Origin of the sequence: Micromonospora sp. H61 (assembly GCF_018070325.1) — a bacterium.
Lineage (GTDB): Bacteria > Actinomycetota > Actinomycetes > Mycobacteriales > Micromonosporaceae > Micromonospora > Micromonospora salmantinae.
Genome location: NZ_JAGPXY010000013.1, coordinates 64,477 through 79,332 on the forward strand (window position 1 = coordinate 64,477; position 14,856 = coordinate 79,332).

General features: G+C 71.3%; 14 protein-coding genes. 8 read left to right on the forward strand and 6 right to left on the reverse strand.

The genetic code is table 11. The features are described from left to right. Window positions 1-15 precede the first annotated feature (15 nt). Window positions 16-783, reverse strand: a complete 768-nt coding sequence (locus tag KBX08_RS09520; protein ID WP_210782508.1) for an SDR family oxidoreductase — start codon at window positions 781-783, stop codon at window positions 16-18. 205 nt (window positions 784-988) lie between these two features. Between KBX08_RS09520 and mshA the strand changes: the two genes are divergently transcribed. From mshA to KBX08_RS34660, 3 genes are all read left to right on the forward strand, one after another. Further along, the gene (gene mshA / locus KBX08_RS09525) at window positions 989-2,353 is read left to right on the forward strand and encodes a D-inositol-3-phosphate glycosyltransferase (RefSeq protein WP_210782512.1); all 1,365 of its coding nucleotides are present in this window, start codon (window positions 989-991) and stop codon (window positions 2,351-2,353) included. Window positions 2,354-2,410: 57 nt separating this feature from the next. After that, window positions 2,411-2,926: a YbjN domain-containing protein gene (locus KBX08_RS09530; RefSeq protein WP_112605262.1), complete on the forward strand. Its 516-nt coding sequence runs from the start codon at window positions 2,411-2,413 to the stop codon at window positions 2,924-2,926. A gap of 361 nt (window positions 2,927-3,287) precedes the next feature. After that, window positions 3,288-4,340 (forward strand): hypothetical protein, encoded by a 1,053-nt coding sequence (locus tag KBX08_RS34660; RefSeq protein WP_210782569.1) that lies wholly within the window; start codon window positions 3,288-3,290, stop codon window positions 4,338-4,340. 365 nt (window positions 4,341-4,705) lie between these two features. Here the strand turns inward: KBX08_RS34660 and KBX08_RS09540 are convergent, their stop codons facing one another. Continuing rightward, the gene (locus KBX08_RS09540) at window positions 4,706-6,001 is read right to left on the reverse strand and encodes an MFS transporter (protein WP_210782515.1); all 1,296 of its coding nucleotides are present in this window, start codon (window positions 5,999-6,001) and stop codon (window positions 4,706-4,708) included. Between the two features lie 74 nt (window positions 6,002-6,075). Continuing rightward, window positions 6,076-7,356, reverse strand: coding sequence for an MFS transporter (locus KBX08_RS09545; RefSeq protein WP_210782518.1), 1,281 nt, complete (start codon window positions 7,354-7,356; stop codon window positions 6,076-6,078). A 152-nt stretch (window positions 7,357-7,508) separates the two neighbouring features. Here KBX08_RS09545 and KBX08_RS09550 point away from each other — a divergent pair, with 152 nt between their 5' ends. Further along, a complete protein-coding gene (locus KBX08_RS09550; protein ID WP_091403562.1) occupies window positions 7,509-8,276 on the forward strand; it encodes a phosphoglyceromutase in 768 nt (255 codons plus the stop codon). A gap of 64 nt (window positions 8,277-8,340) precedes the next feature. Here the strand turns inward: KBX08_RS09550 and phoU are convergent, their stop codons facing one another. After that, a complete protein-coding gene (gene phoU / locus KBX08_RS09555; protein WP_151496297.1) occupies window positions 8,341-8,994 on the reverse strand; it encodes a phosphate signaling complex protein PhoU in 654 nt (217 codons plus the stop codon). Between the two features lie 205 nt (window positions 8,995-9,199). Between phoU and KBX08_RS09560 the strand changes: the two genes are divergently transcribed. Both KBX08_RS09560 and KBX08_RS09565 read left to right on the forward strand, forming a co-directional pair. Next, the gene (locus KBX08_RS09560; RefSeq protein WP_210782521.1) at window positions 9,200-10,483 is read left to right on the forward strand and encodes a cell wall metabolism sensor histidine kinase WalK; all 1,284 of its coding nucleotides are present in this window, start codon (window positions 9,200-9,202) and stop codon (window positions 10,481-10,483) included. Between the two features lie 24 nt (window positions 10,484-10,507). Next, a complete protein-coding gene (locus KBX08_RS09565) occupies window positions 10,508-11,191 on the forward strand; it encodes a response regulator transcription factor (protein WP_030329696.1) in 684 nt (227 codons plus the stop codon). A gap of 326 nt (window positions 11,192-11,517) precedes the next feature. Here the strand turns inward: KBX08_RS09565 and KBX08_RS09570 are convergent, their stop codons facing one another. After that, on the reverse strand, window positions 11,518-12,315 hold the full coding sequence (locus KBX08_RS09570) for a hypothetical protein (protein ID WP_210782571.1): 798 nt from the start codon (window positions 12,313-12,315) through the stop codon (window positions 11,518-11,520). A gap of 80 nt (window positions 12,316-12,395) precedes the next feature. Here KBX08_RS09570 and KBX08_RS09575 point away from each other — a divergent pair, with 80 nt between their 5' ends. Then, window positions 12,396-13,340, forward strand: coding sequence for a Ppx/GppA phosphatase family protein (locus KBX08_RS09575; protein ID WP_112584229.1), 945 nt, complete (start codon window positions 12,396-12,398; stop codon window positions 13,338-13,340). A gap of 75 nt (window positions 13,341-13,415) precedes the next feature. Then, window positions 13,416-14,222 carry a sugar phosphate isomerase/epimerase gene (locus KBX08_RS09580; RefSeq protein ID WP_091402756.1) on the forward strand — a complete coding sequence of 269 codons (807 nt, stop codon included), beginning with the start codon at window positions 13,416-13,418 and terminating at the stop codon, window positions 14,220-14,222. Window positions 14,223-14,253: 31 nt separating this feature from the next. Here KBX08_RS09580 and KBX08_RS09585 read toward each other — a convergent pair whose 3' ends face one another. After that, window positions 14,254-14,841, reverse strand: a complete 588-nt coding sequence (locus tag KBX08_RS09585) for a CGNR zinc finger domain-containing protein (RefSeq protein ID WP_210782524.1) — start codon at window positions 14,839-14,841, stop codon at window positions 14,254-14,256. Between the last annotated feature and the right edge of the window lie 15 nt (window positions 14,842-14,856).

Sequence of the window (14,856 nt, forward strand, 5' to 3'; positions counted from 1 at the left end):
GTCACTGCCCGGGCTTCACTGGTCGACCCGGTGCACCTTGTGCTGGGCGGCCTGTGCCCGGGGCCGGACCACCAGGCGGTCGATGTTGACGTGCTCGGGGCGGGTGGCGCACCAGGCGATGCAGTCGGCGACGTCCTCGGCGACCAGCGGCCCCGGCACCCCGGCGTAGACGGCGGCGGCCCGTTCCGCGTCGCCCTCGAAGCGGACCAGCCCGAACTCGTCGGTCTTCACCATGCCCGGGTCGATCTCGACGACCCGCAGCGGCCGGCCGCACAGCTCCAGGCGGAGCGTGCCGGCGATGGCGGTCTGCGCGTGCTTCGCGGCGGTGTAGCCGCCCCCGCCCTCGTACACGGTCAGTCCGGCGGTGGAGGAGACCACCACGATGGTGCCGGAGCCGGAGGCTTCCAGCGCCGGCAGCAGCGCCTGGGTGACCCGCAGGGTGCCGAGCACGTTCACGTCGTACATCCACTGCCAGTCGGCGACCGAGCCGGACTCCACCGGGTCCAGCCCGCGCGCTCCGCCGGCGTTGTTGACCAGCAGGGTGACCGGCCCGGGTGCCTGGGCGGCGGCGTCGGCCAGCCGGGCCACCGACTCGTCCGAGGTGACGTCGCAGGTCACGGCGGTGGCCTGCCCGCCGGCGGCGGTGATCTCGGCGACCAGCTCGGTGAGCCGTTCGGCGCGGCGGGCGGCGGCGAGCACATGGAAGCCCTCGGCGGCGAGCCGGCGGGCGGTGGCCGCGCCGATCCCGCTGGACGCTCCGGTGACGATGGCGACTGAGGTCATTCCGACATTGTCACAGCGGGCGTACGACCCGCCCCGACCGGGCGTAGGGCAGCCATCGGCGGACGTTCGGTGATGAGGTCCGTCACGCCGAGGGGCCGCGCCGGGGAATTTCCGAAGCCCGATGGGGAAGATGACATCCGGCGTACAGGTTGACCGAGAAGCGCCGGTCGTGCGAGACGGCATCAACCGTGAAGAAGGAGCGGATGTGGCGGAAATGCACGCCGGTGTCGGGCGTCAGCGAGGTGCCCGACCGTGGCCCCGGCCTCGCCGCATCGCGACCCTGTCGGTACACACCTCCCCCCTGCACCAGCCCGGCACGGGTGATGCCGGCGGAATGAACGTCTACATCCTCGAAGTCGCCCGGCGTCTCGCCGAGGCCAACGTGGAGGTGGAGATCTTCACCCGGGCCACCTCCGGTGACCTTCCCCCGGTGGTCGAGATGGCGCCCGGGGTGCAGGTCCGACACATCACCTCCGGCCCCCTGGAGGGCCTCACCAAGGAGGAGCTGCCCGGTCAGCTCTGCGCCTTCACCGCCGGGGTGCTGCGCGCCGAGGCGTCCCGTCCGCCCGGCCACTACGACCTGATCCACTCCCACTACTGGCTCTCCGGCCAGGTTGGTTGGCTGGCCAAGGAGCGCTGGGGGGTGCCGCTGGTGCACACCGCGCACACTCTCGCGAAGGTCAAGAACGCCCAGCTCGCGGCCGGGGACCGGCCGGAGCCCAAGGCCCGGGTCATCGGCGAGGAGCAGGTCGTCGCCGAGGCGGACCGGCTGGTCGCCAACACCCGGGTCGAGGCCAGCGACCTGGTCGACCGGTACGACGCCGACCCGACCCGGGTGTCCGTCGTGCAGCCGGGCGTCGACCTGGCCCGGTTCCGGCCCGCGCCGGGTGACAGGTCCGCGGCCGCCCGCCAGGCCCGTCGTCGGCTGGGGCTTCCCGTCGACGGGTACGTAGTTGCCTTCGTCGGTCGAATCCAGCCACTCAAGGCCCCCGACGTGCTGATCCGCGCGATCGCCGCGCTGCGGGAGCGCGACCCGGCACTGGCCGATCAGGTGACGGTGGTGATCTGCGGCGGGCCCAGCGGCAGTGGGCTGGACCGGCCGACCGCCCTGATCGAGTTGGCCGCCAGGCTCGGGGTCAGCGACGGGGTGCGGTTCCTGCCGCCGCTCACCGGGGACGACCTTCCGGCCCTGTACCGGGCGGCGGATCTCGTCGCGGTGCCGTCGCACAACGAATCGTTCGGGCTGGTCGCCCTGGAGGCGCAGGCCTGCGGTACGCCGGTGCTGGCCGCCGCCGTCGGAGGGTTGGTCACCGCCGTCCGGGACCAGGTCAGTGGCGTACTGATCGACGGTCACGACCCGGTCGACTGGGCCCGTGCGATGGGCAGCCTGCTGCCGAACCGGGCGCTGCGGTCGGTGCTGGCCCGAGGCGCCGAGCAGCACGCTCGGCATTTCTCCTGGGACCGTACGGTCGCCGGTCTGCTCGGGGTCTACGGCGAGGCGATCGCCGGGCACCGCGCCCGTCTCGCGGCCGACCTGGCGTGTGACCCGGCGCTCTCCTGCTCCTGGTGACCCGGGGGCCCGCTTGTCACAGGGTGCGCGAGCCCGGTCGGTCGTAGAGTGGGTCCGGTGAGCCCGAAGAGCGATCTTGCGACCCTGATCGAGTCGGTCTGCGCCGAGCGGGACCTGGCCTGGGAGTCGACCGGCCCCGGCTCGTACGCGGTGACGCTGCCGGGCACCCACAAGCTGAAGACGATCTGCAACCTGATCGTCGGCGAGCACGCGCTGCGGATCGAGGCGTTCGTGATGCGCCAGCCGGACGAGCGCCGCGAGGAGTTGTGGGCCTGGCTGTTGCAGCGCAACGCCCGGATGTACGGCGTCTCCTTCTCCACCGACGCGGTCGGCGACGTGTACCTGACCGGTCGGGTCAACCCGGCCGGCGTCGACGCCGACGAGTTGGACCGACTGTTCGGCGCGGTGCTCACGTACGCCGACGAGTCGTTCGACACGATGCTGGAGATCGGCTTCGGCAGTTCGATCCGGCGCGAGTACGAGTGGCGGGTGAAGCGGGGCGAGTCGACCGCCAACCTGGCCGCCTTCGCCCACCTTTTCGAGCCCTCCGGCGCCGGCCCCGACCCAACCTGACCCACCGCCCCCGGCCGCGCCCCCACCCCGCGCCGTCCCGCGCCCGCGCGCCGGGGCCGCCTCCCCTGGTCGTGCTCGAACCACGACGTAGTGGTGTCGCCGACGCGGCGATGCCACTCGATCCTGGATCCAGCACGATCATGGCGAGTTGACTGTGGTTCGGAGTGCTCCTGACGGGTATGCCGCACCGCGCGGTGCGGCAAGGGACCCCCGCGCGCCGATGACGGAGTGCCAAGGAGCGGAGCGTCCCATGGCTCAGCGGAACAGCTCAGGTCGCGGCGCGACTGCGACCAGGACGAAGCGACAGGCCGGCAACCAGACGCCGGGTACGCCCGGAGTCTCCGAGTCGGAGATTTCCCGGATGCGGGTGGACGACATCCGCGGGCAGCTGCGCAAACGCGGGGTCTCCGGGATCTCCGCATTGCGCAAGCCCGAGCTGGTCAAACAGCTGGTGCGCTCGATGCGGGCCGGCGCCGGTCGGAGCAGCACCGGCCCGTCGGGTCGAGCCGCCGGCACCAGGGCATCGGCGGGTCGTGCCGCCGCCACCAAGAAGTCCGCGGCCAGGCCGGCGTCCAGCCGCGCGAAGGCCGCGCCGGCGAACAAGAGCGCGCCCGCGAAGCGGGCCGCCGCAACGAAGGCGACCGCCGGACGGAAGTCGACGGCGGCGGCGAAGAGGGCGCCGGCGAAGAAGGCGACCGCCGCGAAGAGAACCACAGCGGCGACGTCGACGGCGGCCCGCAAGAGCACGGCCACGAGCAGGACCACGGCCGCCCGGAAGACCGCCGCGGCGCGGAAGACCACGGCGGCCCGTAAGACAGCGACGGCGCGTACGGCGCCCGCGCGGAAGGCACCGGCGAAGAAGGCACCGGCGCGGCCGGCGGCGAAGCGCGCGGTACCGGCCAAGAGCGCGGCGGCGAAGCGAACCACGGCGAAGCGCGCGGCACCGGCCAAGAGCACCACGGCGAAGCGCGCGGCACCGGCCAAGAGCGCGGCGGCCAAGCGCACGTTGACGCCGTCGACCGGTGGCGGGACGGCGGCCGGCGGGATCCGGACCGGACGGGGTACGGGGCGGTCGGTCCGCAGTTCGCAGGTGATCTCGTCGATCACGGACCGGCCGGAGCGGCCGGGACGGAGTTTGATCACGGCGAACCACGAGGTGATCCAGCGGTGGGCCCGGGAACGCGGGGCCCGGCCGGCGACCATCGCCGGCACCGAGCGGGATGGCCGGGCGGGTGTGTTGACCTTCAACATTCCCGGATACCGGGAAAGCAGCCGGATTCGCGAGATCACCTGGGATGAGTGGTTCTACACGTTTGACCTGCGGCGCTTGAACCTGATTTATCAGGAACAGCTGCGGGACGGCCGGCAGAGCAACTTCTTCCGGACCGAGTCACCCGATCGGGAAGACGGTTGAGGTGTTTGCGGGAATGGCCGACGGGTACCCGGCTGTTGCCAACGGACGAGGCCGGAGCAGCGGATACTCGCCAGTTGTGACGGGCGAGACAGCCGTTCTGGGTTGAATCCAGAATCCGGGCGAACTAGCTTTATTGCACCGCGCCACGTTTGGAAACGTTCGGGGGAGCGGCGGATCGATCAGATCCGCGCACCAGACGAGGCGCGAGGGGACGGGTGGAATAACCGTTGGGGGACGGTTCCCACCTGTTTGGACCGGCGGCGTGAGCGGGCGATGCTTACGGGGGTGAGTGTTGCCCGCCGCCGCCGGCCCCACCGGCGGGCGCCCACCACGACCTCAGGGACGTGGTGGGCGCTTTGCGTCGGTTATCCGGTCGGTACGCGGTCTGCGGAGGTTGTCGGCTCCGGGGCGACAACCCGGCGCAGCGCGGCGACGTGCCGCTCCCGGGGTGGTCCGGCGAGCAGGTGCCCGAGCGCGGCCAGCAGGCCCAGCCCGCCCACGATCAGCCAGTGCCGGTCGCCGAGGTGCTGGAGGCTCACCCCGCCGAGGGTGGGCGCGACGAACGCCGCGGCTGGGAACGTCAGGTAGAAGACCGACTGGTAGCGCGCTCGTAGCTGTGGTGGTGCCAGGTCCGCGTTGATCTGCGCGTTGGGCGGGGCGGCGAGCATCGAGCCGACCGTCCAGACCACTGCGGCACCCAGGTAGACGGCCAGTTTGTCGGCAATGGCGAGCGCCCCGAAACCGAGCGCGAGCAGCGCCGTGGAGGCGGCCAGCACGACGTCCTTGCGGTGCCTGTCGATCAGCCGGGGCACGAACAACTGCCCGACCACGATCAGCGCGCCGCCGAGCGCCACCACCAGCCCGTACGCCGATGGGCCCAGGCCGTCCGCGCGCATGGCCAGCGGCATGATGGTCGACGTCTGCATGGTGAGTACGGCCAGCACGAAGGTGAGCCCGACGAAGACCAGGAAGGTGCGGTCGGTGAGCGCGGTGTGCAGTCCCGGCCGGCGGGTCCGGACGGACCTCGGTGCCGCGTCTGTGGCGGGCGGTGGGCTGGCTGCTGGCCGGGCCAACCGCAGGGTTTCGGGCACCTTCCAGGCGATCACGGCGGCGGCGGTCAGGGTGGCGCCCGCGTCGACCAGGAACAGTGCGGTGAAGCTCGCCTCGGCCAGGACCCCGGCGAGCAGCGAGGCGACCGCCATGCCCAGGTTGAACGCCCAGAACTGAAGGTTGAACGCGCGTGAGCGGCGCTCGGCGGGCACCACGTCGACGATCGCCGCCACGAATGCCGGGCTGGGCATCGAGTGGACCACGCCGATCAGCGCGGAGAGCACGGCGATCAGCAGCAGGGGTCGGGTGAAGGCGAGCGCCACCATCAGGCCGACTGTGGCCAGGTGCGCGGCGAGCAGGGTCGCCCGGCGTCCCCACCGGTCGGCGAGCACCCCGCCGAGCAGTACGCCGGCCGCTCCGCCGGCCCCGTACGCGCCGACCACTGTGCCGGCCAGGGCTTCGCTCGCGCCGCGTACGTCGGTGAGGTAGAGCGAGAGGAACAGCATGGCGAACGCGCCGGCCCGGTTGATCAGCAGGCCGGCCCAGAGGTACCAGAAGGTGGCGGGTAGCCCGCCTGCGGTGTCGTGCCACCAGCGCCGCAGGGCGTGCACCCGACCTCCCGACAGTTCAGGTTGTTAACTGTTTCCACCGCACAGTAGGAACTCCGGCACGGCCGCGCCACTCATTACGCCTCGGCGGGCTGTGGCGCACGGGACGCGGTGGTCGTTGCCAGTGCCTCACCGGAGCGGCGCAGCGCGGCTGCACGCCGTTCCCGGGCCGGCCCCGACACCAGGTGGGCCACCGCGGTCAGGAGGCCGAGCGCGGCGCAGCCGTACCAGAGGGTGTCGTTGCCGGCGTGCTCGCGTACCAGGCCGCCGAGGATCGGCGCGCTGGCCCCGGCGATCTGCCACGAGAGGGAGAACACGCCCTGGTAGCGACCGCGCAACTCGGCCGGGGAGAGCTCGGCGATCAGCGTGGAGTTGGAGGGCGAGTTCAGCATCTCGCCGACCGTCCAGATCAGCACTGTCAGCCCGTAGAACCAGGGGGTGCCGGCGAACGCGGTCAGCCCGAACCCCACGCCCATCACCACGGACGCCAGCGCGAGCACGTGCGAGCGGCTCCGACCCCGGATCAGTCGGGGCACGAAGAGTTGGCCGACCACGATCAGGATGCCGTTGAGCGCGATCACCGAGCCGTAGGTGGCGGGGCTCAGACCGTCGTCGCCCATCGCGATCGGCAGCATCGAGATGTGCTGGAGGAACACCAGCGCGGCGAACAGGTTGAGTGCCACGAAGCCGAGGTAGACCCGGTCGGTGAGGATCGTGCGCAGCGCCCCGCGCGGAGCCGCTGCTGCCGCGACGGCGGTGGCGGGGCCGGCCTGTCGGGTCTCCGGCACCTTGCTGAAGATGATCAGCGCGGTGATCAGCATGGTGGCCGCGTCGACCACGAACAGCAGCAGGTAATCGGCCTGTGCGGCGAGGCCGGCGAGGACGGCGGCGCAGGCGAAGCCCAGGTTGATCGCCCAGTAGTTGAGTGAGAAGGCGCGCAGCCGGTCCTTCGCCGGCACCACGTCGATCATCATCGCCCCGAACGCGGGCCGGGCCGCCTCGGCGAACATGCCGAGCAGCAGCGCGCCCAGCGCCACCGCCCAGAGATCCCGGGCCAGCCCGAGCCCGAGCATCATGGCCGCCGCTCCCACGTGGGCGGTGAGCAGTGTCGGTCGGCGACCCCACCGGTCGGCGAGGGTGCCGCCGGCGGTCGTGCCGAACGCCCCGCCGACGCCCCAGAGGCCGATCACCAGGCCGGCCTGCGAGGCCGAGAAGTCACGTTCCTGGGTCAGGTAGATGGCGAGGAAGACGAGGACGAACGAGCCGAGTCGGTTGATCAGGGTGCCCGACCACAGGTACCAGAAGGTGGTCGGTAGGCCGCCGGTGGTGTCCCGGAACCAACTCCGCATCGTCCGCATATGGCGCCCCGCTTGCAAGTAATGACCGATGTGACTGGCGTGCCTTACAACCCTAGTGGCGGCCGGATCCGCTGGTCATCAGCTTTTTCACGTGGTGGTCGTCACGACGGCTGCCCGCGTGTCCGTCAGGCGGTTGAGGCAGGATGATCCGCATGACTGCGAGCGAAGGGCCCACCGTCGGGACGCTGGTCCTGCTGCGACACGGTGAGAGCGACTGGAATGCCAAGAACCTCTTCACCGGCTGGGTGGACGTCGACCTGACCGAGAAGGGCGAGGGCGAGGCGCGGCGCGGCGGCGAGCTGATGCGCGAGCACAGCCTGCTACCGGACGTCGTGCACACCAGCGTGATGCGCCGTGCGATCCGCACCGCCGAGCTGGCGCTCAACGCCGCCGACCGGCACTGGATCGCCGTGCGCCGGTCGTGGCGGCTCAACGAGCGCCACTACGGCGCCCTGCAGGGCAAGAACAAGAAGCAGACCCTCGACGAGTACGGCGAGGAGCAGTTCATGCTCTGGCGCCGGTCGTACGACACGCCACCGCCGCCCATCGACGACAACGACGAGTGGTCGCAGGTGGGTGACCCGCGCTACGCGCTGCTGCCGACCGAGCTGATGCCGCGCACCGAGTGCCTCAAGGACGTCGTCGACCGGATGTTGCCCTACTGGTACGACTCGATCGTGCCGGACATCCTGGCCGGCCGGACGGTGCTGGTGGCCGCGCACGGCAACTCGCTGCGCGCCCTCGTCAAGCACCTCGACCAGATCTCCGACGAGGCGATCGCCAAGCTGAACATCCCGACGGGCATTCCGCTGCGCTACGACCTCGACCCGCAGCTGCGCCCGCTCACTCTGGGCGGCACCTACCTCGACCCGACCGCTGCGAAGGCAGCCGCCGCGGCGGTGGCCAACCAGGGGCGCTGAGCCACCAGAAAGGGGCCCCTCGCCATCGCTTCCCGCGATGGCGAGGGGCCCCTTCGCGTGTCGGTCAGTTACTGCTGGGCGTGCTCTCCCCGGTGATCAGGTAGATCACGTGCTCGCCGGCGTTGACCGCGTGGTCGGCGAAGCGCTCGTAGAAGCGGCCCAGCAGGGTGGCGTCGATCGCCGTCTCCACCCCGTACGGCCAGTCGTCGCCGAGCAGCACGGCGAACAGGTTCTTGTGCAGCTCGTCCATTGCGTCGTCGTCGCGGTCCAGTTCGCCGGCGAGGTCGGCGTCGGGCTTCGCCAGCACCGAACCGATCTTCACGGCCATCCGGTCGGCGATCTCGGACATCTCGGTGAAGACCGTCCGCAGCTCGGCCGGTACGGCGGGGGAGGGATGCCGGCGCAGCGCGGTCTTCGCCACGTGCTCGGCGAGGTCGCCCATCCGCTCCAGATCAGCGGCCACGTGCAGCGCGGTGATCATCGCCCGGAGGTCGGAGGCGACCGGCGCCTGTCGGGCGAGCAGGTCGCAGACCCGCTCCTCGACGTGCCGGTAGAGGTCGTCGATCTCGGCGTCCCGCTCGATGACCGTCTCGGCGGCCTGCCGGTCGGCGGTGAGCAGGGCCCGGGTGGCCTGGCGCATGGCGGCGCGGACGCCCTCCGCCATGTCCACCAGCAGTTGGCTGACGATCTGGAGGTCGGCCCGGAACTCGTCGCGCATCATCACGTCCTGTGGTCGGTCGCCGCCGACGGGTGCCGGCGCAGGGGGTTGAGCAGGTGCGACGCCAACGGTAGGGGCGCGCGGACGGATCCCGGATGAACCACGGTGAACGACGCCAGACGTGGGGGTGAACACTTCCGTAAGTGAGGGTAGTTCGTCCCGTTCTGTGTGGTAGCCAGGTTAACAATGACCCTACGATCGCCGGGTGGAGTGGGCGGTGGCGGTCGTGGTGGCCCTGGCGTTGGTGGCCGGGATGGCCGCCGGTCTGCTGCTGCCCCGGTTCCTGCCGAGGCGGGACGGTCACTCCACGTCGACGGGGAGCGTCAGCTTCCGCTGGAGCAGTGGGAGGCCCGCGATAGCCGACGAGCAGCAGGCCGGGCTCGGCCGCCGGACGATCGACTCACTCCGGGCCGGTGTCGTGGTCCTGGACAACGACGACGTCCCCGTGCTGATCAACCCGGCCGCCCGCGCGATGGGGCTGCTGCGTACCGGCAGCACCCCTGGCTCAATCGCCGCGCACCCGCTGATCCGTACCCTTGCCGGCCAGGTGCGGCGCACCGGCGTGCGACGCGAGATCGAGCTGGACCTGCCCCGAGGTCGCGACAGTGCGGGGGAGAACCCGCTCGGCGTGCACCTGCGGGCGATGGGTCTCGGCAACGGCTTCATAGCGGTCGAGGCGGTCGACGTGACCGAGTCGCACCGGCTGACCCGGGTACGACGCGACTTCGTGGCCAACGTGAGCCACGAGCTGAAGACACCGATCGGGGCCCTGCAACTGCTCGCCGAGGCGTTGCTGGACGCTACCGAGCCGGCCGACGCCGCGGCACCCGACCTCTCCGAGGACCTGGTGGCCGCCCGCCGGTTCGCCGAGCGGATCCAGCACGAGTCGACCCGGCTGGGTCGGCTGGTGCAGGAGTTGCTGGAGTTGACCCGGTTGCAGGGGGCTGAGCCGCAGCCGCCACCGGAGCCGGTCGCGCTGGACTGGGTGATCGCCGAGGTGGTCGACCGGACCCGCACCACGGCCTCCGCTCGGGGTGTCGCCGTGACAGTGGACGGGGCGCGTGGCCTCACCGCGTACGGCAGCGACTCCCAACTCGCCACCGCGGTGGCGAACCTGGTGGAGAACGCCATCAACTACTCGGGCGAGGACACCACGGTGCGGGTGACCCTCCGCGGCGACGACGAGCACGTCGAGGTCGCCGTCTCCGACCAGGGCATCGGTATCGCCCCCACCGACGTCGACCGGATCTTCGAGCGGTTCTACCGGGCCGACCAGGCCCGCTCGCGTGCCACCGGCGGCACCGGGCTCGGCCTGGCGATCGTGAAACACATTGCGAGCAACCATGGCGGACGGGTCGAGGTGTCGAGCACTCTTGGTGGTGGATCGACGTTCACCCTCCGGCTGCCCGCCAGTCCACCGGACGACCTCCTGGCGACACTGCCGCCGGTTGGGATCGAGTCCGGTCCGACTGGGCTACGGCAGGTCTGACAGCAAATGGAAAGGAAATCCCCGTTGAGCCGCGTTCTCGTGGTCGAGGACGAGGAGTCGTTCTCCGACGCCTTGTCGTACATGCTCCGTAAGGAGGGCTTTGAGGTTTCGGTCGCCGCGACCGGCACCGACGCCCTCACCGAGTTCGACCGGACCGGCGCCGACATCGTGCTGCTCGACCTGATGTTGCCCGAGATGTCGGGGACCGAGGTCTGCCGGCAGTTGCGGCAGCGCTCCGCCGTACCGATCATCATGGTCACCGCCCGGGACAGCGAGATCGACAAGGTGGTCGGGCTGGAGATCGGCGCCGACGACTACGTCACGAAGCCGTACTCGCCGCGGGAACTGGTCGCCCGGATCCGGGCGGTGCTGCGCCGGCAGAGCCCGGAGGTGGCCGAGGCGGGCGCGCCGACGCTGGCCGCCGGGCCGGTGCGGATGGACATCGAGCGGCACGTGGTGACCGTCGACGGCGGGGCCGTACAGCTGCCGCTGAAGGAATTCGAACTGCTGGAGCTGCTGCTGCGCAACGCGGGCCGGGTGCTCACCCGCGGTCAGCTCATCGACCGGGTCTGGGGCGCCGACTACGTCGGTGACACCAAGACGCTGGACGTGCACGTCAAGCGGCTGCGCTCCAAGATCGAGCCGGAGCCGTCCGCGCCGCGCTTCATCGTGACCGTGCGGGGTCTGGGCTACAAGTTCGAGCCGTGATCGGCGTACCCGAAGGGGGTCTGCGCTCGACGCGGGCCCCCTTCGGCCTGTCCGCCTTGAGCGGCGGGCCAGCTACGGGAGCTGAGCCACCTGCGCGGCTTGGGCGAGTCAGTTGATGCGGCCCTTTGGAGCTGATGTCACAGACGAGTCATCCGCCGACGTCGTAGAGCTGACGTCCGTAGAGCTGACGTCCGTAAAGCTGACGTCCGTAGAGCCGATGCCGTAAACGAGTCAGCTCCAAAGGCGTCCCGCCCGACGCGCCGGCTCCTTGCCCTCGGCCGTTGTCAGGTGGAAGTGTCGCAGTCACTGGATTGTCACCGAGACGGCTAGACCTCGTCGGCGGGGTGCGGGGCGATCATGCCCTGCTTCGTTCTGGTCGCGCACAGCTCGGCCAGCCGCTCGTACGCGGGAGCGCCGATCAGGGCGGTCAGCTCCGGCCCGTACGACAGGTACATCGGCTCGGTGCCGACGTGCGCGTCCGTCGAGGAGGTGCACCACCAGTCCAGGTCGTGCCCGCCGGCTCCCCAGCCCCGCCGGTCGAACTCGGACAGGGTGGAGACCAGCACCTTGCTGTTGTCCGGTCGTTTCACCCAGTCCTGATCGCGGCGGATCGGCAGCTGCCAACAGACGTCCGGCTTGTATTCCAACGGGTGCACCCCGTCGCGCAGCGCCTGGGCGTGCAGGGCGCAACCGCCACCGCCGGCGAAGTCGGCGTCGTTGAGGAACACGCACGGACCGTCGGGGCCCTGGGTGGCGGTGCGGCGGGCCGGGTTCTTGCCGTCGATGGTGTCCTCGTCGGTCCAGTTCTTGAACCCGCGCCGGAAATGCTGCCAGGTCGACGGGGCGAGTCGCCGGACGGCGTTGCGAACCCGCTTCTCGTCGTCCGAGTCGGTGAAGAACGCCCCGTGCGAGCAGCAACCGTCGGCGGCCCGGCCGGCGATGATGCCGTGGCAGCCCTTGCCGAAGATGCAGGTCCAGCGGGAGAGCAACCAGGTCAGGTCGGCCCGGATCAGGTGCGTCTCGTCGGCCGGGTCGGTGAACTCGATCCACTCCCGAGGGAAGTCCAGGGGCACCTCGCGACTGCGCGGGTCACCCGGGTCGTCCACCAGCACACGGAGCTCCATCGTCACTCGGCCCAGCGTACGCGCGGTGACGTCCGCAGGCCGGTGAGCCGCGCAAACGTGTTGCGCCTACTGTCTTCACCATGCGACTGGGTGTCCTCGACGTCGGATCCAACACGGTGCATCTCCTCGTGGTGGACGCGCACCACGGCGCACACCCGTGGCCGGCGCACTCCGAGAAGGTGGTGCTCCGGCTGGCCGAGCAGATCGGCCCCGACGGCGCGCTGACCGAGGCGGGCGCGGACGGCCTGGTCAAGGCGGTGGGCATGGCCAAGGCGGCGGCCACGGGGTTGGCGGCCGACGACCTGATCGCTTTCGCCACGTCCGCGGTGCGCGACGCCACCAACGCGGCCGAGGTGCTGGCCCGGGTCCGGGACGAGACCGGCGTACGCCTGGCGGTGCTCTCCGGGGCGGACGAGGCGCGGATGACGTTCCTGGCCGTACGGCGGTGGTTCGGCTGGTCGGCGGGCCGGCTGCTGGTGCTGGACATCGGTGGCGGCTCGTTGGAGATCGCCGCCGGCATCGACGAGGACCCGGACGTCGCGGTCTCCCTGCCGCTCGGGGCCGGTCGGCTGACCCGCGAGCGGCTGCGGGTCGATCCGGCCAGTGCGGCCCCGCCGTCGGCGGAGGCCGTCGACAAGCTCCGGGAGTACGTGGACGGCCGGCTGGACAAGGTCGTCGACCAGATGACCGAGGTGGGCTGGGGTCGGGCGGTGGCCACCTCGAAGACGTTCCGCACCCTGGCCCGACTGGCCGGGGCGGCCCCGTCCGGTTCCGGGCTGTGGGTGCGACGCAGCCTGACCCGGGCCGGCCTGCGGCAGGTCATCGGTTTCATTCGGCACATCCCACCGGCGCAGTTGATGGAGCTGGAGGGGGTCAGCGCGGGTCGGGCCCACCAGTTGCTGGCCGGTGCCGTCGTCGCCGAGGCGGTGATGCGCCGCCTGGACCTGGACTCCCTGGACATCTGCCCGTGGGCGCTGCGGGAGGGTGTCATCCTCCGCCGGCTCGATCAACTGGAGCCGATCTGATCCGGCGGCCGTTTTCGGTAGGTTTGCCGGCGCTCGTCACGATGCCCCCGGCGCTGCCGGGCTACGCTGGCTGATGTGACTTCCCGCGTTCCCGTGCTCCTCTCCAGCTCGTCGGTCTTTCCCGAGCCGACCGCGGCGGCGTTCCAACTGGCCGCGGCGCTCGGCTACGACGGCGTCGAGGTGATGGTCTGGACCGACGTCGTCAGCCAGGACGCGGGCGCGCTGCGCGGCCTCTCCACGCACTACGACGTGCCGGTGCTATCGGTGCACGCGCCCTGCCTGCTGGTCACCCAGCGGGTGTGGAGCCCGGACCCGTGGGAGCGCCTGCGCAAGGCCGCCGAGCTGGCCGAGACGCTGGGCGCGCCGACCGTTGTGGTGCACCCACCGTTCACCTGGCAGCGGGACTACGCGCGCAACTTCGCCGAGGGTCTGGCCACCGTCGCGGACCGGTTCACGGGGCTGCGCTTCGCTGTGGAGAACATGTACCCGGTGCGGATGGCGGGCCGGCAGTTCGTCCCGTACGTGCCCGGTTGGGACCCGACCGACGCCGGCTACCCGTCGTACACCCTGGATCTGTCGCACTGCGCGGCCTCGCACAGCGACCCCCTGGAGATGGCCGACCGGATGGGCGCCGGGCTGGCGCACGTGCACCTCGGCGACGGCACCGGCGAGGGCCGCGACGAGCACCTGGTGCCCGGGCGCGGCACCCAGCCCTGCGGGGAACTGCTCTCCTCGCTGGCCGGCCGGGGTTTCACCGGTGCGGTGGCGGTGGAGGTCGCCACCCGGGGCGCGAAGAGCCGCGCGGTGCGCGAGGCGGACCTGCGCGCCGCGCTGGAGTTCGCCCGCCAGCACCTGACCGCGTCGTCACCGGTCGACGCCTGACCCGTCCGCCCGGGACCGGGCGGTGGCGGTGTCAGCTGACCGGTGAGAGGGAATCGGCGGCGGACGTCGGCTGCGGGGCGACAGTCACCTGCTCGCCGACCGCCGCCCGCTTACGGGCCCGGTGCGCGGCGACGTGCGAGCGGGTGGCGCAGCGCTCCGAGCAGAACCGCCGGCAGCAGTTGGACGACGTGTCCAGGTAGACGTTGCCGCACCGCTCGTCGGCGCAGACCCCGAACCGGGCGCTGCCGTACTCGCAGAGCCAGACCGACAGCCCCCAGACCGCGCCGGCCAGGTATTCGGCACTGACCGAGGCACCTCGACTGGTCACGTGCATGTGCCAGTCGCTGGAGTCGTGCCCGGAGATGCGCGGCTGCACCGGGAACGCCTCGAGCAGCGCGTTCAGCTCGGTGACCGCCTGGCCGTCTCGCCCCGAGGTGCCGTACTCGAAGACGTCGCGTAAGCGTTTCTGCGCCCGGCGGAAAATCGCCACGTCCCGGTCCGCGACCTCGTCGCGCATCCAGGCGTTCTCGTCGGGGAAGAGGGCCCGCAGGTCGTCGAGGTCGTCCAGGCGGGCGTTGACCAGGTCAACGCCGGTCCGGGCGTACGCGTCGAAGTTCACGCCCCAACGGTAGAC